17 protein-coding genes are annotated in these 17,180 nt (G+C 68.3%); 5 read left to right on the forward strand and 12 right to left on the reverse strand.

All coding sequences use genetic code 11. The features are described 5' to 3' along the window. Positions 1 to 14 precede the first annotated feature (14 nt). Entirely contained in the window at positions 15 to 578 is a 564-nt protein-coding gene (locus tag ABD210_RS01840) for a hypothetical protein (RefSeq protein ID WP_344107876.1), read from the reverse strand. Positions 579 to 1,200: 622 nt separating this feature from the next. On the opposite strand from ABD210_RS01840, the gene ABD210_RS01845 reads away from it, so the two are divergent. Beyond that, on the forward strand, positions 1,201 to 2,136 hold the full coding sequence (locus tag ABD210_RS01845; RefSeq protein WP_344107878.1) for a ParA family protein: 936 nt from the start codon (positions 1,201 to 1,203) through the stop codon (positions 2,134 to 2,136). 516 nt (positions 2,137 to 2,652) lie between these two features. Next, complete coding sequence (locus ABD210_RS01850; protein ID WP_344107880.1) at positions 2,653 to 3,600, forward strand: ParB/RepB/Spo0J family partition protein; 948 nt, start codon at positions 2,653 to 2,655, stop codon at positions 3,598 to 3,600. A gap of 1,401 nt (positions 3,601 to 5,001) precedes the next feature. Here ABD210_RS01850 and ABD210_RS01855 read toward each other — a convergent pair. The 5 genes from ABD210_RS01855 to ABD210_RS01875 all read right to left on the reverse strand — a co-directional run bounded on the left by ABD210_RS01855 (position 5,002) and on the right by ABD210_RS01875 (position 9,643). Then, complete coding sequence (locus tag ABD210_RS01855; RefSeq protein WP_344107882.1) at positions 5,002 to 5,775, reverse strand: class I SAM-dependent methyltransferase; 774 nt, start codon at positions 5,773 to 5,775, stop codon at positions 5,002 to 5,004. 76 nt (positions 5,776 to 5,851) lie between these two features. Further along, complete coding sequence (locus tag ABD210_RS01860; RefSeq protein WP_344107884.1) at positions 5,852 to 6,208, reverse strand: DUF3817 domain-containing protein; 357 nt, start codon at positions 6,206 to 6,208, stop codon at positions 5,852 to 5,854. After that, positions 6,205 to 7,248 (reverse strand): SURF1 family protein, encoded by a 1,044-nt coding sequence (locus tag ABD210_RS01865; protein WP_344107886.1) that lies wholly within the window; start codon positions 7,246 to 7,248, stop codon positions 6,205 to 6,207. The genes ABD210_RS01860 and ABD210_RS01865 overlap by 4 nt, the downstream gene beginning before the upstream one ends. Positions 7,249 to 7,255: 7 nt before the next feature. Then, on the reverse strand, positions 7,256 to 8,203 hold the full coding sequence (locus ABD210_RS01870) for a D-alanine--D-alanine ligase family protein (protein WP_344107888.1): 948 nt from the start codon (positions 8,201 to 8,203) through the stop codon (positions 7,256 to 7,258). Positions 8,204 to 8,332: 129 nt separating this feature from the next. Then, positions 8,333 to 9,643 carry an aminotransferase-like domain-containing protein gene (locus tag ABD210_RS01875; RefSeq protein WP_344107890.1) on the reverse strand — a complete coding sequence of 437 codons (1,311 nt, stop codon included), beginning with the start codon at positions 9,641 to 9,643 and terminating at the stop codon, positions 8,333 to 8,335. A gap of 204 nt (positions 9,644 to 9,847) precedes the next feature. On the opposite strand from ABD210_RS01875, the gene ABD210_RS01880 reads away from it, so the two are divergent. From ABD210_RS01880 to ABD210_RS01890, 3 genes are read left to right on the forward strand one after another with little or no spacing between them, the layout of a single operon-like run. After that, positions 9,848 to 10,024, forward strand: coding sequence for a hypothetical protein (locus ABD210_RS01880; protein WP_170284599.1), 177 nt, complete (start codon positions 9,848 to 9,850; stop codon positions 10,022 to 10,024). A gap of 22 nt (positions 10,025 to 10,046) precedes the next feature. Next, on the forward strand, positions 10,047 to 10,703 hold the full coding sequence (locus ABD210_RS01885) for a GNAT family N-acetyltransferase (protein WP_344107896.1): 657 nt from the start codon (positions 10,047 to 10,049) through the stop codon (positions 10,701 to 10,703). A 25-nt stretch (positions 10,704 to 10,728) separates the two neighbouring features. Beyond that, on the forward strand, positions 10,729 to 11,133 hold the full coding sequence (locus tag ABD210_RS01890; RefSeq protein ID WP_344107899.1) for a DUF2784 domain-containing protein: 405 nt from the start codon (positions 10,729 to 10,731) through the stop codon (positions 11,131 to 11,133). Positions 11,134 to 11,174: 41 nt separating this feature from the next. Here ABD210_RS01890 and ABD210_RS01895 read toward each other — a convergent pair whose 3' ends face one another. From ABD210_RS01895 to ABD210_RS01920, 6 genes are all read right to left on the reverse strand, one after another. After that, complete coding sequence (locus ABD210_RS01895; RefSeq protein WP_344107900.1) at positions 11,175 to 12,323, reverse strand: N-acetylmuramoyl-L-alanine amidase; 1,149 nt, start codon at positions 12,321 to 12,323, stop codon at positions 11,175 to 11,177. Positions 12,324 to 12,409: 86 nt separating this feature from the next. Beyond that, entirely contained in the window at positions 12,410 to 12,739 is a 330-nt protein-coding gene (gene trxA / locus ABD210_RS01900) for a thioredoxin (protein WP_344107903.1), read from the reverse strand. 37 nt (positions 12,740 to 12,776) lie between these two features. Beyond that, complete coding sequence (trxB, locus tag ABD210_RS01905; protein ID WP_344107907.1) at positions 12,777 to 13,763, reverse strand: thioredoxin-disulfide reductase; 987 nt, start codon at positions 13,761 to 13,763, stop codon at positions 12,777 to 12,779. Positions 13,764 to 13,881: 118 nt separating this feature from the next. Beyond that, on the reverse strand, positions 13,882 to 14,643 hold the full coding sequence (locus ABD210_RS01910) for an anti-sigma factor family protein (protein WP_344107909.1): 762 nt from the start codon (positions 14,641 to 14,643) through the stop codon (positions 13,882 to 13,884). A gap of 139 nt (positions 14,644 to 14,782) precedes the next feature. Then, entirely contained in the window at positions 14,783 to 15,490 is a 708-nt protein-coding gene (gene sigM / locus ABD210_RS01915; protein WP_425552608.1) for an RNA polymerase sigma factor SigM, read from the reverse strand. Continuing rightward, positions 15,487 to 17,157, reverse strand: coding sequence for a protein kinase family protein (locus tag ABD210_RS01920; protein WP_344107911.1), 1,671 nt, complete (start codon positions 17,155 to 17,157; stop codon positions 15,487 to 15,489). The genes sigM and ABD210_RS01920 overlap by 4 nt, the downstream gene beginning before the upstream one ends. Positions 17,158 to 17,180: the final 23 nt, after the last annotated feature.

Raw genomic sequence — 17,180 nt, forward strand, 5'->3', positions numbered from 1 at the left:
GGTCCGGCAAGCAACTACAGCGTCAGTTCGCCCTCCAGAGGTGTTGGTGTCGACGACTGGGCGGCCCGCTCACAGGCGCCGATGCCGACCGCTGATGAAGCGGCCGCTGGAAGGACTGGGGCGAGTTCGCTCGGCTCGTTGGCGGCAAGCAGCACAGCCGTGATCCAAGGCGAGCCGGACAGCGGCGTCGCCGAGCCGGCGTCGACCAGCATCGCCGGGCCGGCGTCGACCAGCATCGCGGGGCCGGCGTCGACCAGCATCGCGGGGCCGGCGTCCACTAGCGTCGTCGCCGAGTCGGCGTCCACCAGCGTCGGTGAGCCCGGGTCCACCAACATTGGTGAGGCGCCCACCGCCAGCATGGCTGGGCCCCCGTCCGTTAGTGCCGATGAAGCGCCGGCCACCAGCGTTGAGGCGCGCTCGTTCGGCAGCGTCGATGAGGCGACGACGGCCACGGTCGATGAGGCGACGACCACCACCGTCGAAGAGGCGCCGACCACAACCCTGGCCGGGCGCCCGTCCGTCAGTGTCGATGAGGTGCCGTCCACCAGCGTGCCCGAGCCCGCCACGGTCAGGGACACCCAGGGCGAGGTGGGTCTTGTCACTGAGTCGGCGACCACCAGTGGGGCTAGGCCCGTCACCGTGAGGCTCACCGAGCCCTCGGCCGATAGCGTCACTGAGTTGGCCACCGCCCCTGGCACCGACAGATACGCCGACGCCGACGCCGACGCCGACGCCGACACCGACGCCGACGCCGACACCGGAGCTGTAGTCGGCGGGGTGGGCGAGATCGACAGCGCCGGCGAGTCGGCCCGCCGAGTGAGCAGTGAGAACTCTCCGGAAGTCAGTGGGCGCGAAGACGCCTCGATTCTGGATGACAGTAGTTCGGCGGAGATGACTGCAACTCCCTCACCGCTTCGCGCGGCGGCATCGCTCGGCCTCGACCGTGAGCCGATCGGTTCCCCGTCGGAGCACGTTTCACGTGAAACGCCAGAGCCTGTTTCACGTGAAACGGCACCCACCGCGGACGCTGAAGAGGAGTTCCCCGAATCCCCACGACCTGTGGATGACTACCCCCTGGAAACACCTCCGCACGCGGGAATTCATCCACAGAAGCCTGTGGATGAACCTGGGGGCAAACCAGCCCCGACCCCCACAGACATCCTCTTCGGGCCAAGTCCCGCACCTATCGGAATGGGCGCTATGACTGCCGCACAGATCGCCGCGCGGGCCACGTCGGACGAGCTTCAGCGACGACTCCTCGAAACTCCGATCGCCGCCGCCACCGAACGGACCCTGCTCGTGAATGAAGGACGCACCATGGGCCGCGAGTTCCCGCTGCCCGCCGAGACCCGGGTCTTCGTGGTCGCCAACCAGAAGGGTGGCGTCGGGAAGACGACCACCACCGTCAATGTCGCCGCCGGCCTCGCGCTGTACGGCGCGCGGATCCTGGTGATCGACCTCGACCCCCAGGGCAACGCCTCGACCGCACTCGGCATCGAGCACTCGGAAGGCACCCCCGGCATCTACGAGGCGATCATCGAGGGGGAGTCGCTGAGCAAACTGCTCGCCCCCTGCGCCGAGCACCCCGGCATCATGGTCGTCCCGGCCACGATCGATCTGGCCGGTGCCGAGATCGAACTCGTCAGCATCGTCGCTCGCGAGAGCCGGCTGAAGAAGGCGCTCGACGCACACCTGGCCGAGACCGAGGCCGCTGGTGAGAAGTACGACTACGTCTTCATCGACTGCCCGCCGTCGCTCGGCCTGCTCACCGTGAACGCGTTGACTGCGGCCCGCGAAGTACTGGTCCCGATCCAGAGTGAGTACTACGCACTCGAAGGTCTTTCCCAGTTGCTCCGGCACATCGACATGGTGAGGTCCCATCTGAATCCGGGACTGGACGTCTCCACCATCCTGCTCACCATGTACGACGCCCGCACGAAACTGGCAGGCGAGGTGGCAGCGGAGGTCCGTGGCCACTTCCAGGACGCAGTACTGCGGACTGCCGTGCCACGCTCGGTCCGTATCTCGGAGGCGCCGAGCCACGGACAAACCGTGCTCGCCTACGACCCGGCTTCAGCTGGAGCGCTGTCCTACCTGGAAGCCTCCCGCGAAATTGCGATGCGCAACAACGCCTGACCGGCCCGCGCTTGGCCGCACCGCGGCGCCAACGCACTCCACAGGACGTGCAAGACCCGGCCGTATGGATCTCCTACGACAACCGAGCAGGACGCCGTCGGCCACCAACAGAGCCGCGGTCCGGTTTGTGAGCGCAGCGGAAGTTGGAACGGCATCGGACCGCCGTGATGTGGGCGTCCTGATTCCGAGCAGCAGACGACGAACGACATTGGTCCGAAGGTCCCGAGTGGGCCGGGGGATGCGTGTTGAGGTAGGGCGACCGGCTACGGTGGCGCAGGCTGAAAGTGCGGTCGCTGGCCGAAGGTTGTGGGTCGGCTGAAGGGTTCGAGGGCCGGCTGATGTTGACTGGGCCGACTGAAGGTCGGTGACGCTGGCTGAGATAGGCAGGGCAGCGAGGCTGAGTGGCGGTTGGTCGGGTGGGCGGGGCGAGTAGCTGAGTGGCAGAGCGAGTAGTTGAGTAGTCGGCAGGATCAGGTAGTTGTCAGTTCAAGGCAGTCGAATCTCGAGGGAGCGTCGATGAACACCCGACTCGGACGTGGACTCGGTGCGCTGATTCCCAGCACGCCCGCTCCCGGCAGCACCACGCTGGGCAGCAAGTCGAGCTCGATCCCGGGCGCACCGCCGGTGAAGGCGGAGCCCGAGCTCGCCGCGGTTCCGGGTGCCGAGTTCGCGGAGATCGACGTCGACAAGATCACGCCGAATCCGAAGCAACCGCGAAGCGTCTTCGACGAGGACGCGATGGACGAGTTGGTCCACTCGGTCAAGGAGATCGGCCTGCTGCAGCCGATCGTGGTCCGCAGGCTGGATGACGACAAGTTCGAGCTGGTGATGGGCGAGCGTCGCTGGCGCGCGACCCAACTGGCCGGGCTGACCTCCATCCCGGCGATCGTCCGTGAGACTTCCGACGACGTGATGCTCCGCGACGCCCTCCTGGAGAACCTGCACCGCAGCCAGTTGAACCCGCTCGAAGAAGCAGCGGCTTACCAGCAGATGCTCGACGACTTCGGCTGCACCCAGGAGGTCCTGGCGAGCCGCATCGGCCGCTCACGCCCGCAGATCTCCAACACGTTGCGGCTGCTGAAGCTGCCGGCCTCTGTCCAGCGCCGGGTCGCGGCGGGTGTCCTGTCCGCCGGCCACGCCCGCGCCCTTCTCGGCCTTCCTAGTGGCGACGCGATCGAACGACTGGCTCAGCGCATCGTCGCGGAGGGGCTCTCGGTCCGCACGGTCGAAGAGATCGTCGCGATGGGCGACATGTCGTCCGACACCCCGACCCCTGCCCGGCGCCGCAACAAGCCGGTGGCCCCGCGCCTGGTCGACCTCGCCGATCGCCTCTCCGACCGCTTCGAGACCCGCGTCAAGGTCGACCTCGGTAAGACCAAGGGCCGCATCACCGTGGAGTTCGCCTCCATCGACGACCTGGAACGCATCGTCACGCTGATGGACCCCAGCAAGAACGAAGGCTGACTCCACCAGTTCCCCCCACCGCGGAGTGCGGCGGCACATGAAACTGCGGCCGCATCGCTCTCGCGCGGCATGGCTCAGCGACTTGCCGGCTGGTCGCAGCCCGGCTTAAACAGCCTCGACCGCGAACCCTGAACGTCGACCGAACGATGGCCGTCAACGTGCGCCGGGGAGTCGATGGTGAGCTCGCTGGGGACGCTGCTGGCAAGGTCCGGTCGCGGAGTCGAGCGCCAACCGCCGACTCGCTCGTGGCGCCGCCGGCAGACGTCCGCCGGGAAACGTCCGCCGGGAAACGTCCGCCGGGAGTGTCTGATGTCCTGGACGACCTGAGGAACAACCGCGAGATCGCCTCGATCGTCGAGAAGTGGTCGCAGTCGCTGTCCGCCGGGCACGTCGGCGGGGAGGGTCTGCGGAGAACGCGGCCGGGAGGGTCTGCGGAGAACGCGGCCGGGAGGGTCTGCGCGGAGGGTCGGTGGGGAGTGTCTGCCGGGAGGGTGTGCCGGGCACATCGGCGGGAAGCGTCCGCCGGGATCGGCGGGGAGGGTCCGGCGGGCACGTCGGCGGGGAGCGTCCGCCGCGGAGATCGGCGGGGAAGATCCGCCAAGAGAGCCAGTTATCGACGCGCAGTCAAGGTTGCGTCGAGACCGGCCGATCTCGCGGGTGGCGGCGAGGTTGGCCTGGACCCGATGTTCGGCGTCGCCGCAGCTGGTCGGGGCTGCGGTCAGGCGCGGGCGCCTACGAGGCTAGCTGACCGCGCAGCCCTTCAGCTGCGGGACCCGACCTTGATGACGAGCGCCCGGTTCCTCGAGAGCATCGCCGACCTCACCGCAGAGCTGGCGAAGGCCGAGTTCTGCGAACCACCGCAAGCGCGGCACGTTCCCGCTTTACGGCGTCCGCCGGCACGGGTGTGGCGAACCTCGACCTCACAGCCGGGTCAAGCATCTCGGTGATCGTCAAGGGCACTCGACGTGTGGAACGTAGCCGATGGTCAGGGTGCCGCCGAAGCCGTCACGAATTGGTGCGCTGACCTTCTCGTTGATCCAGACGCGAAGATCCAGCCATGGAGAAGGCAGCTGTCAACGTCCCGACGGCCCTTCAGCCCATATCAGCGGCCTGCTAGGACTCCGGCCATCCGCTGCCGGAGCGTCGGCCGTAGGGCGATGCGGCAATCGAGACCTGACCGGCTTGCTGGTGGGTGGATGGCCAATGGCCTGGATTGTTCGGTGAGCGGCCTTCTAAGCGATTTGGTCAGGCTTGCGACCCGGGGACGGATCACCTTCCCCACCGTCGTCGGTATAGGCCAGTCAGCCGCGACCGCGAGCAAAGCAAGATTTGTCGACAAAACTACTTAGAGATCTGTCGGTCGATGTTTCACATGAAACATCGACCTGCCGACCTGGCAGGTCAGGGCTTCGTGGCTTTGATGACGTAGTAGCACGGCAGGTGTGCGGCGGTAGGGCCGAGGCCGTCGTACATGGCTGGATCTGTTCCTTCGAAGAAGGCGTCGAGTCTGAGGCCGGCTCCGATCATCGCCATGACGACGTCGCTGACCGGCCAGACGAATGCGGAGAAGGGCGGCGGGTCCGGGTTGCCTCGGGCGCCTACCGGGCGTTTGGCGTCGTCGGTGTCGGCTCGCGGGGTGGTGCGCCCGAAGTAGTCGCCGGCGACGGAGAGGTGATCGTCGCCGCGAACGGCAAGGACTTCCCAGAGCGGGTGGTGATCGCCCAGCAGGACCGAGCCGCCCGGCCGGAGGCGGTCAGCGAGGATCTGGGTGAAGGCGGCCAGGTCGGGAACCCAGCAGATGGCGCCCCAGCTGAAGTAGATGAGATCCACGGCGGTGAGATCGGCAGGCAGGTCGAACATGTCTGCCTGGCGAAACTCTGCCTGGATCGCGGCGTCAGAGGCTTTACGGCGTGCCATCTGAATGGCGACGTCCGAGATGTCAGTGCCGGTGGCGATCGCGCCAAGGTTCGCCCACGACAGGACTTCGTCGCCGGAGGAGCAGGCCAGTTGCAGGACTCGCTTACCGCGTACGTCGCCGGCTAGTTCTTGTTCGAAGTGCTCCAGCGTGAGTCCGCCGGCCTGGAAGAAGGCGGCGGGCTGGCCGTGGCGTTCGGGGGCGATCTGGTTCCAGCTCGCGCGATCGGCTTGGGTCACACGCTGGATGTGGGCGGTCATGCGCCGAACCTAGAACAGCCGATCTCCCGCGGCGACCGAATTCGACCCGCAGGCGGCGGTCAGGAGCGGACGTCGATCAGGAGCGCGTGAGCTCGTGGGTGGTCTTGCGCTCGGCGTAGAACGACAGGAACGGGATGGTTCCGGCGAGGGCGACCAGGACGAGGCGGGGGAGACTCCAGCGGACTCGGCGGGCCAGATCGAAGGAGGCGAGCAGGTAGATGACGTACAGGAACCCATGCAGCGGACCGACCACGTTCATGGCGGACGGGTTGTCGCCGAGGTACTTCAGCGGCATCGCGACGAAGAGCAGCACCAGCAGCATCACGCCGACCACGTACGCGATGACCCGGTAGCGCTTCAGAGCGCCGAGGATCGCGGGGGTGACGGCGGTCTGTGAACTGGCGGCGGTGGCGGGGTCTACGGGGGAGGTCACGCTGAAACGGTACCGCTTGGCTCCAGGCCGCTCTCGGGCTGGTCGGGGTCAGCCGAGCGGTGCGCGTCGAGGACCATCCGTCCCCACATCCAGAGGGTGAAGGCCGCGAAGATCCACCACTGGAAGGCGTAGGCGACGTTCCGGAGTCCCGCGTGGTCCGTGGGAGGACTCGGCGCCGGGACGATGATCGGGGCGGCTGACGACGCCGCGGACGTCCAGGGCGCGGATGTAGACGGCGTGGAAGCAGGGGAGCTGGATGGCGTGGAGCCTGGCGCAGGAGGCGCCACCGCGGACGATGCCAGTACGACGAAGGCGTCATAGACGCGGTAGTCGACCAGATGGACGATCGTCGGAATCCGGAGCGACTGAAGAACTCGCCCCTTCGCGGCGTCCCCAGAGGAGTCCTGGGCCTCAGAGGCGGCGACCGCGCCGATCAGTTCGACCCGGCCGGTGGGAGCCTTGGTGGCCGGATCCGAGGTAGTCGGCACCCACCCCCGCACCACCATCACCGCGCCAGCTGATTCCGCCCGTCCCGAGGCGCCGGTGTCCGAGGTGGCCCCGGTGCCGGGAGGGACGACGGTGCCGGCGGACACACCGTTGCCAGGGGTGCTGGGGGAGGTAGCGGCGCCGGGGGAGGCCCCCGGCGTACTGGTTGTGTCCAGGAGGACAGGCGTGATGACCCAGAAGCCGTCGCGGTTGTCGTAGCGGCGGTCGGAGACGTAGATCTGGTCGGCCGCCGGTCCCCAGGTGCCAGTCACGGTGACTCGTCGGCCGACCGCCTTGGAGGGCAGGCCTGAGTCGATCGAGAACAACGACTGGAGGGCCACCGGCGTGCCCTCGGCTCGTTTGGCCGTCGCGGCCGCGGTCTTCGACTGGTAGACGTCGAGCTGCCAGACCCCGAGCACGCACATCACCGCGGCGATCGTCACGGCCAACGCCAGCAGACCCGTCCAGCGGGGAGTCAGGATCGTCCGCCACAGGGGTCGCGGCGACGCCTGTGGACTCAAAGCCAACGGATCGGTGGTCGGGGCGACGGGCATCGGAACCTCAGCGGGCGGCGGCAGCGGCCAAGAGGTCGCGGCACAGTACGCCGAGCTCCACCCCGGCTGCCTCCGCGGCCAGCGGGACGAGCGACGTCTCCGTCATGCCAGGGGCGACGTTGACCTCGAGGAACCACGGCACGCCCTCGGCGTCCACGACCAGGTCGGAGCGGGACAGATCGCGTAGCCCCAGCGCCTGGTGTGCGGTGATCGCCGCAGCTGCACAGGCCGCCGCAACCGCCCGATCCAACCGAGCCGGTACGACGAACTGGGTGGCTCCGGCGGTGTAGCGGGCCTCGTAGTCGTAGAAGCCCGAGTCCGGCTGGATCTCCACGGCCGGGAGCGCGCGAGGTCCATCACCCGTGTCGACGACCGTCACGGCAACCTCGGTGCCGGCGATGTACTGCTCGATGAGCGCGACCGGGCCGTAGGCATAGCAATTCACCATGGCCGTCGGCAGTTCATCGGCGGATCGCACGATCGACGCGCCGAGGGCCGAGCCGCCGCGGGCCGGCTTCACCACGAGCGGCAGGCCGATCTCGCCGATCACGGCCTCCATCAACGCGGCTGCGCCGAGCTCGCGGAAGGTGTCATGCCCGAGCACGACGGACGGCGGCGTGCTCAGCCCGGCCGAGCCGACCATGGTGCTCGCGACCGGCTTGTCGAACGCAGTCCGGCAGGCGGCCGCATCGGCGCCGACGTACGGCACGCCGTACAGGTCGAGGACCTGACGGAGCGCGCCGTCCTCGCCGGTGACTCCGTGCAGGACAGGGAAGACCGCGTCGGGTGGATCGTTGCGCAGTCGTTCGACCAGGCTGGCATCGACGTCTCGCTGTTCGACCTCGACGCCGACGCTGCGCAGGGCGTCGGCTACTCGCCGGCCGGAGCGCAGCGAGACATCTCGTTCGTGCGACAACCCGCCGGCCAGCACCAGCACTCGACCCAGATCACTCATAGAAACTTCCCGATCACTCGTGGGCGACTCCGGCGGGGCGCCGGTCCCGAGGCCCATTCGAAAGGTACCGCTACCGTCTGCCGGCCCGCTGGGGCGGCTGCGGATCCGAACGCGACCTTTGCGCGGGCATCAACTGAGCTCCGGCCCCGGAGCGTCGTAATTGCGGCCCGCACCCGGTTGAAGCGGCCCGAAGGTCTGGCGGAGTTCGAGCTCCTCGTTGATCACGGCGGCCAGCCGGGCGACACCCTCGCTGATCCGCTCCGGCGTCGGGTGGCAGTAGGACAGCCGCATGCACTGATTGCCGAAACCATCCGCGAAGAAGGCGGTTCCGGGCACATAGGCAACTCGCGCGGTGACGGCGCGCGGCAGCATCGCCTTCGCATCCAGCCCGGCCGGCAAGGTCAGCCACACGTAGAACCCACCACCAGGCCTGGTCCACGTCGTTGCCGCAGGCATCTTTTCCGCAAGGGCCGCGAGCATCGCGTCGCGTCTCTCCCGGTACATCTCCCGGAACTGCTTCACCTGGCCGAGCCAGTCATGCCGGGTCAGGTACGACGAGATCGCGAGCTGGCTGAACACCGGCGGACAAAGCGTCGCCGACTCCTGGGCCAGCACCAACTTCTCCCGTACTGCGTGCGGAGCGACCGCCCAGCCGACGCGGAACCCCGGGGCGAAGGTCTTCGAGAACGACCCGAGGTAGATCACTCCCTCGCGGTCATCGGCCCGGAGTGCGCGGTATGGATCGCCCTCGAACCCGAGCAGCCCGTACGGGTTGTCCTCCAGCACGAGCAGGTCGGCCCGCTGACAGATCTCCAGCACTTTGCTGCGACGCTCGGCCGACAACGAGACACCGGCCGGGTTGTGGAAGTTCGGGATCGTGTAGAAGAACTTGATCTTCTTGCCGGCCGCCCGGACCGCCGCGATCGCCTGCTCCAGCGCCTCCGGCTGAACCCCGTCGTCATCCATGGCCACATGAACGACCTCGCATTGATAGGCGCGGAACACGCCCAGGGCCCCGACATACGAGGGGGCTTCGCAGATCACCACGTCGCCGGGATCGCAGAAAACCCGGGTGACCAGGTCGACCGCCTGCTGGCTACCAACGGTGACGACCACATCGTCGGGGTGTGCGTCGATGCCCTCCAGCCGCATCACGTCGCAGATCTGCTCGCGCAGGGTCGGATCGCCCTGGCCCGAGCCGTACTGCATCGCGATCGAGCCGCTGTCGACCACCAGATCGCGGACGGCGCTGCCGACCACGTCGAGCGGAAGACCGGCGATGTTGGGCATGCCGCCCGCCAGCGAGACCACCTCGGGCCTGCTCGCGACCGAGAACAGCGCCCGGATCTCCGAGGCGGTCATGCCCTTGGTCCGTGCTGCGTACCGGTCGACGTAGTTGTCGAGACGGGTCTGCCGGACGTCGGGCAGGTCAGCACTCACGGCGGGTCTCCAAGATGCGGACTCGAGGGGAAGGGTCCAGGTTACGCTGAAGTAGCCGAGCGTGTTCCCGTGCCCGGGCTGCCGATCGGCGCAACCTCTCACTACCATGCCTTATAGGGGCAGGTTCGACCATGCTGGCGACTGGCAGCTGAGACGGCCTGGGCGGGCCTGCGGGCCTGGAGTGCTGCGGAAGGCAGGAACGGGATGAGCGTGGGCAAGGCGTTCGGGTGGACGCTCGGAGGACTACTTCTCGGCGTACTGGCGGGTTTCGCCGGCGAGCTCTTCCGACGGCAACCGGCCGCGAAGGTGCAACAACGCTATGTGGCCCCTGAGGCCGCTGAGACGCCTGACGTCCGGACGCCCGCGCCGGCCGCACGATGACGCGAGCCCGACGGATCTGCTGATGGCCCGACGGCTGGAACCACTGACGCTCGCCAACCTCGACGCGCTACCGGTGCCATGCCGCTCCTGTGTCTTCTGGGAGCTCGACCCGGTCGCGGCCAGGCAGGCCAGCCGCACGGGCGACACCGAGCTCGAGAAGGAAGCCTGGCTCTCCCAGCTGCTGCTCGACTGGGGCACCGCCGGCGTCGTCCTGTACGTCGATGACGAGCCCGCGGGCTATGCCGTCTACGCACCCGCGGCCTATCTGCCGAGGATCCAGGCGTTTCCGACCGCTCCAGTGAGTCCTGACGCCGTGGTGCTGGCGACTGGGCGGATCCTGCCTCGCTACCTCGGCATGGGACTGGGCAAGATCCTGGTCCAGGCGGTCGCGAAGGATGTGCTCAAGCGCGGGTTCCGCGCGGTCGAGGCATTCGGTGACTCCCGATGGGACGGCCCGGGCTGTGTCTGGCCGACGGACTTCCTCCGCGCGGTCGGCTTCGGCGTAGTACGGGAGCATCCGCGCAATCCGCGGCTTCGGCTCGACCTGCGCTCGGCCGTGACGTGGCGCAGCGAGATGGAGGCGGCGGTGGAACGGCTGATGGGCGCGATCCGGCCAGAGCATTCGCCGCCTGCGCCGGTGACGGTTCGCGACGGGGTCAGCCCCGAGTCCCTCAAGTAGGCGCGCAGGGAAGGGACGGCCGGCCATGGTGTACCGCTTCCTCGCTGACGTGGTGATGGTGGTGCACGCCGCGCTGCTGGTCTTCTTCCTGATCGGCGGCTTCCTTGCCTGGCGGTGGCGCCGGCTGATCTGGGTGCACCTGTCCATCGCCGTGTGGAACCTCAGCATCGTGATCCTGGACTTCGGCTGCCCGGTGACGGCTCTGGAGAAGGAGCTCCGCCGGAGCGGTGGGGAGCAGCCCTACGAGGGCGGCTTCATCCAGCACTATGTCGACGGCACGGTCTACCCCGAGGGCTACACCTGGCTGGCGGAGAAGGTCGGGTTCGCGTTGCTGGTCATCTCCTACATCGGGTTCTTCGTGCTCGGGCGCCGTTCCAGGAAGCAGGCCCTGAGCCGAACCACGGACGGGTCAGTGGGCACCCGCACATGAACTGACCTATTCATCCCGACACTCGTACCCGGCTGCGGGTCTCAGACGGTGAGCTGGCCGAAGCGGAGCATGCCGGTGGCGGCGTCCTGCTCCGGCGGCAGGTACACGCGCTGGATCGCCACCACGATCGCCTCGGCGACCACGTCGCGAAACTCCGGGTCGGCCAGGCGGGACGCGTCGTGCGGGTTCGTCACGTAGCCGATCTCCAGCCGCACCGCGGGCATCTTGGTCCGGCGCAGGAGGTCCCAGGTCTTCGCATGGGTTCGGCAGTTCAGCAGATCCGTCCGCGCGACAACCTCGCGCTGCACCAGACCCGCGAACTGCTCACCCACGCTGGAGGAGGCACCGTGCAGATCGGCGCCGTAGTAGTACGTCGCGACGCCCTGCGCCAGGGGGTTCGTCGACCCGTCGGTGTGGAGGGACACGCAAAGATTCGCGTCCGTCTCGTTCGCGAACGCCGCCCGCGCCAGTTCGTCGGGCCCCTGATCACGGCCCCTGGACAGATAAGCCCGTACGCCGGTCGCGCCCAGGCGTCCCTCGATCCGGGAGGCCAGGTCGTACGCCACGTCGGACTCGCGCAGGCCGTACCCCTCCCAGCCGTAGTCGAACCCGCCATGGCCGGGGTCGATCACCACGGTCTTGCCGGACAACCTCGGCCCGGCGGCTCGAACCGCCTCGGAAGCGCGCAGCGCGTCTGGCCGGCCGCCGGTGGCCATCGGGCGGATCCGCTGCAGGGCCTTGAAGGTGGAGGGGCCGCAGGTGCCGTCGGCCGGCAGGCCCATGTTGCGCTGGAACTCGGTCACCGCGCGCTGGGTGTCTGCTGCGAAGATGCCGTCCACCCGGGCGACGGCGAAGCCCAGCTCCTGCAGTTTCGCCTGCAGGGCGACCACGTCATCCCCGGTCAGCGGGTGCGAGACGACGTACGTCAGCAGCCGGTCACCCAGCCGCCAACGTGCGTCGTCGATCGCGCGATACGTCTGCGGGCCGACGATGCCGTCGATCATCAGTCCGCGTTGTTGCTGGAAGCCCCGCACGGCGTTCGCAGTCGCTTCGTCGTAGACGTCGTGACCGCCCGGCTCCAGCAGGCCGAGCCGCTGCAGCTTGGCGATGATCTCGGCGACAGCCTCACCGCTGTCACCGATCCGGTAGATCCGGGCGCCGTGAGGACCATCCAACAATTGGCCGGACATCAATGCTCCTTGCCGTGCGGCGGAAAAATCCTGCCGGGACGCCTGCAAAGTCTCAGGCAGTACTCCGTCAGGCGGGCGGTGCTCTGTCAGTCCGTGAAGGCGGCCAGTTCCTTCAGCAGCGCTGCCTTCGGCTTCGCACCGACGATGGATTTGGCCAGCTCACCGTTCACGTAGACATTGATGGTAGGGATACCGGTAACGCGGTAGTTGCTCGGGGTGACCGGGTTCTCGTCGACGTTCATCTTCAGGAAGGTGAGCTTGTCGCTGTGCTCGCCGGCCAGCTCCTCCAGGATCGGCGAGACCTGGCGGCAAGGACCGCACCACTCGGCCCAGAAATCGACCAGCACCGGCTTGTCGCTCTTCAACACGGTGGTGTCGAACTCGGCATCGGTGACGGCGTTCATGTTCTCGCCCACGGCGAACTCCTTCGGGTTGTTTCTCGAGAATGAGAGGTCAGACGGAGACAGGCTCAGTGGCTGCGGCAGCTGCCGAGGTGGCAGCGTGCTCCAGCGTGGCCAGGAAGCGCTCGGCGTCCAGCGCGGCGGAACAGCCCGTGCCGGCTGCGGTGATCGCCTGGCGGTAGGTGTGGTCGACCAGGTCGCCGGATGCGAAAACGCCCGGCAGGTTGGTGTTCGTGCTGCCGTTCTGGACCAGCACGTAGCCCTCTTCGTCCAGGTGCACCTGGCCCTTGACCAGCTCGGAGCGCGGGTCGTGGCCGATCGCGATGAACAAGCCTGTGACAGGCAGCTCGCGGGTCTCGCCGGTGACGGTGTCCCGCAGCGTGATGCCGGTCACCTTGTCATCGCCGTGGATCTCGGCCACCTCGGAGTTCCAGGCGAACTGGATCTTCTCGTTCGCGAAGGCGCGCTCGGCCATGATCTTGGAGGCGCGCAGCTCGTCGCGGCGGTGCACGATGGTGACCTTGTCGGCGAACCGGGTCAGGAAGGTCGCCTCCTCGACGGCGGTGTCGCCACCGCCGACGACGGCGATCTCGTGCTGGCGGAAGAAGAACCCGTCACAGGTCGCACACCACGACACCCCGTGGCCGGACAGCCGGTCCTCGTCGGGCAGGCCCAGCTTCCGGTAGCCCGAACCCATCGCGAGGATGACTGTCTTGGCGCGGTGCTCGGCGCCGGTGGAGTCGGTGACGACCTTGATGTCGCCGGTGAGGTCGACCTCGACGATGTCGTCGGGGACCAGCTCGGCGCCGAAGCGCTCAGCCTGGGTCCGCATCTCGTCCATCAGCATCGGGCCCATGATGCCGTTCGCGAAGCCGGGGTAGTTCTCCACCTCGGTGGTGGTCATCAGCGCGCCACCGGCGGTGACGGAACCCTCGAAGACCAGCGGCTCCAGCTGCGCACGCGCGGCGTACACCGCGGCCGTGTAACCGGCCGGGCCGGAGCCGATGATGATGACGTTGCGGACGGTGGAGTCGCTCATGAAGGCGTTCCTCGGTTTGTCGTCGAGTGATACGTCGTACTCAACGGATCCTAGAGGCCGACCATTCCCACGGTACCCACCCCACAGCCGGCACATGCCAAGGGCTCACCGAGTGGGCTCAACGGTTGCGCAGCGTCACGGTGGTGTCGTAGATCGGGCTGGCAACGCCCCCGGAACTGCTACAGCCGGTGACCACGAAAACCTCGATGTCGCGGGGTGAACCGCTCTCCAGGCCGATCACTGTGACGAGCTTCCCATTCACCTTGGCCGGTTGCACGAGCTGGAGCTGGGGGTTCGGCCGGCCGGACGCGAAGATCCGGGCGCAGCTCACCTCGTCGGCGTCGCCGTGGATGACCGGATCGTTGGAGTTCTCCAGCCACCGCTGCGCGGAGGGACCCACCTTCTCGGTGGTCAACGACGGCACCTCCCCCGCAGGGACGGTCGTGCTGATCCCGGCCGCGCCCTCGTTGCCGTGGTCCCTGGTGCTGATCACGACGCCGACTCCTACCCCCGCGACGATGATCACCGCGGCCGCAGCGAGTAGCAGCTTCGGCAGATGGCGGCGTGGTTCCTCCCGGAGCTGGACCAGGGAGTGCACGCCGACCGTGGAGGCACGCAGTACGGATTCGGAGACGATCACGGAGTCGAGGTGCTCTGCCACGTCGGCCGGCATCGGGATGTCGGCGCGGCCTTCGTCGGCGAGGTCCTCGGACAGTTGCTGCAGCGCGTCGTACGTCTGCTGGCAGTCGGGGCAGGCCTTCACATGTTCACGCGCGCGATGCGCCTCGGCGGCGGGCAGCAGGTTCTCGATCAGGTCGGCGATCGTATCCGTATCCAGGTGCTCGAGGTGCTCACTGGTCGGCAGACCGGAATCGGTCATCGGGAACTCGCCCCCTCACGGGAGGTGCGCAGTGTGGTCATCGCTGAAGTGCTCCGGATCACGGGGTCGTGGGGGAGGACCTGCCCGCACGGGTCAGGCAGGGAAGTCCTGGGCGACTCCGCTTCGACGAGGGACCGGGTCATTCGGTTCCCACCGTTTCCGCGGCAGTTTTCTCCGGTACTCCGCTGCCGCCGCGGGTGGTCTGCCAGTGCCGGAGCAGGGGAAGCAGCCGGGCCCGGCCGCGCGCGCACCGGCTCTTCACCGTGCCCGGTGCGCAGCCGAGGATGGCGGCCGCCTCCTCGATCGAGTAGCCTTCCATGTCGACCAGGACGAGGGCGCTGCGCTGGTCGGAGTTGATCTGCTTCAGTGCGTTCAGTACGTCGAGCCGGCGCTCGCGGACCTCGGCGGCATCCTCCTGGACGGGTCCGGCCATCTCGGCCGCGCGGTCCTCGTCCTCCGGCAGCGGGTCGGCCTGCCGCACCTGGCGACGCCGGATCCGGTCCAGGCAGGCGTTCACCACGATCCGGTGCAGCCAGGTGGTCACCTTGGCGTCGCCCCGGAACGAGTCGGCCCGGCGGAACGCCGAGATGAACGCCTCCTGCAGGGCGTCCGCGGCCTCCTCGGGTTCACCGAGGGTGCGGATCGCGACGGCCCACATCCGGTCCCGGTGCCGCTTGACCAGGTACCCGAACGCGTCGGGGTTGCCGGCCACGTGCAGCCGGAGCAGTTCGTGGTCGTCCATCGCCTCGTACCCGGCGGGCCGGTTAGCGGATCCGTCCGCCGGCCCGATCGGGGTGATGCCCGACCGGGGCGGTGGGGTGGGGATCGAATCGATACCGGAGGTCATTTCAGGATCGTGACCTCTGAGATCTCGCCCCGGTAGCCGTTGCCGTCACTTTCCTGGGGCAGGCTGGTCAGCCAGACCAGCACATAGCGCGTCTTGGTCGGACTCGTCGGCTTCAACACCGCTTGCGAACCGGCCTGGTCGGCCTTTGCAACCGACTGCCAGCCGCTGACGGTGGTGGCCGGCGTGCTCGGGTCGGACTTCGGCACCATCAGTTCGAGGTTGGTGCTGTCGCCGACGAGGTTGACCGTCACCTGCGACACGTCGGTGAGCTCGCCGAGGTCGTAGTAGATGCCGACACCCTTCTTGGTCCCACCGAGGTCCGGACGCTTCTTGTACGACATGGTTGTCCAGGTCGTACTTTCCTTGCCGTCGTAGGTGTTCTTGACGTCGTTCGGGTGCTCCTCGCCGTTGCCCGGCGGCGGGTCGAAGTCCTTGGCGCCGACGATGGTGACCTTCTGGTTCGTCGCGGGCGGCGCGCTGGAAGCCTTCGGCGTGCTGTTGCCGGTGGCGGTGCCGGAGCCCTGGTCCTTGTTGATCGCGCCCTTGACCAGGAACTGCGCCATCGCGATGACCGACAGCAGCGCAAGCACGGCGAGCAGGATCAGGATCCGGCCGCCCCAACTGCCACGGGGCTTCGGCTCGTCGACGGGAGGCCTGCGCCGACCGTGGCCGTTGCTGTTCTGGCTCGGTTGGCTCCGCCTGGGCACCGGCCGGGTCTCGGCAGCGGACAGGTACGTCGCCTGGGCCGGTGCCTGGCCGTTGCCGGCATAAGAGTTGGCCGGTGGCGTCGGGTCGAGGGCAGGCGGCATCTGCACCGGCGGGACCACCTGGGTCGCGTCGTCGATGCTGCCGTTCTGCCGGGCCACCGCGACCGTCTCGTCCATCTGGCTCGGCGGTTCGTGGGAGCTGCCGACGACACCCGACAGCGCCGCGGACAGCCCTGCCGCGCTGGTGATCGGCACCGCGTGATGGCGCGGCGGATCGCCGAGCAGCCGGTCCGCGATGTCGTCCAGGGAGCGCGGTACGCCGGCGCGGACCTGCCGCGGGCTCAGCAACCGGCCGTGCTCGAACGGTGCGGGCTGGAGACCCCAGGCCGGTGCCGGGCCGGGCCACCTGCCGGTGAGTGAGGCGTAGAGCAGCTCACCGAGCGCGCGGACGTCCTGCTCCGGCGTACCGGGGCCGGTGGAGCGTAGAGCGGATTCGGTGGACAGGCCGACGACCTTGATGGCGCCGGCGTCGGTCACGACGACGGTTGCCGGGCTGATCGAGCCGTGCGTGTGGCCGGTGCGGTGCAGGTTCTCGAGCGCTTCGGAGACCTCGCGGGCGAGCCAGCCGGCCTGTTGCCCGGTCAGCGGCCCGGCACTCAGCATCCGCTCCAACGGGCGGCCACCGGCCCACTCACGGACGCAGTAGGTGACGCCCTCGTGCATGTCGCAGTCGAGCACCCGGAGGAAGCGGGGGTCGGCCGCGGCGGCCGCTCGCCGGGCGGCGTCGAAGAGCAGATTCGTCCGCGGGTCGCCGACCGGCAGCACGTCCACGACCACAGCTCGACTGAGTACCTCGTCCACTGCCCGCCACACCCGCGCACCGTCGATCTCCGCGAGCAACTCGGCGATCCGGTAGCGGCCGGCGAGCAGGGCACCAGGACTGACCGTCTGGTTCGACACGGTGTCTCTCGCCCTCCTCGATG

The sequence above is a fragment of the Kribbella alba genome (genome assembly GCF_039529635.1).
GTDB lineage: Bacteria > Actinomycetota > Actinomycetes > Propionibacteriales > Kribbellaceae > Kribbella > Kribbella alba.

Coding starts and splice junctions, on each gene's coding strand:
- ABD210_RS01890 (WP_344107899.1), top strand. CDS start 10,729: ATGGTGTACCGCTTCCTCGCTGACGTGGTGATGGTGGTGCACGCCGCG.
- ABD210_RS01880 (WP_170284599.1), top strand. CDS start 9,848: ATGAGCGTGGGCAAGGCGTTCGGGTGGACGCTCGGAGGACTACTTCTC.
- ABD210_RS01845 (WP_344107878.1), top strand. CDS start 1,201: ATGACTGCCGCACAGATCGCCGCGCGGGCCACGTCGGACGAGCTTCAG.
- ABD210_RS01910 (WP_344107909.1), bottom strand. CDS start 14,643: ATGACCGATTCCGGTCTGCCGACCAGTGAGCACCTCGAGCACCTGGAT.
- ABD210_RS01870 (WP_344107888.1), bottom strand. CDS start 8,203: ATGAGTGATCTGGGTCGAGTGCTGGTGCTGGCCGGCGGGTTGTCGCAC.
- ABD210_RS01855 (WP_344107882.1), bottom strand. CDS start 5,775: ATGACCGCCCACATCCAGCGTGTGACCCAAGCCGATCGCGCGAGCTGG.
- ABD210_RS01885 (WP_344107896.1), top strand. CDS start 10,047: ATGGCCCGACGGCTGGAACCACTGACGCTCGCCAACCTCGACGCGCTA.
- ABD210_RS01850 (WP_344107880.1), top strand. CDS start 2,653: ATGAACACCCGACTCGGACGTGGACTCGGTGCGCTGATTCCCAGCACG.
- trxB (WP_344107907.1), bottom strand. CDS start 13,763: ATGAGCGACTCCACCGTCCGCAACGTCATCATCATCGGCTCCGGCCCG.
- ABD210_RS01895 (WP_344107900.1), bottom strand. CDS start 12,323: ATGTCCGGCCAATTGTTGGATGGTCCTCACGGCGCCCGGATCTACCGG.
- sigM (WP_425552608.1), bottom strand. CDS start 15,490: ATGACCTCCGGTATCGATTCGATCCCCACCCCACCGCCCCGGTCGGGC.
- ABD210_RS01865 (WP_344107886.1), bottom strand. CDS start 7,248: ATGCCCGTCGCCCCGACCACCGATCCGTTGGCTTTGAGTCCACAGGCG.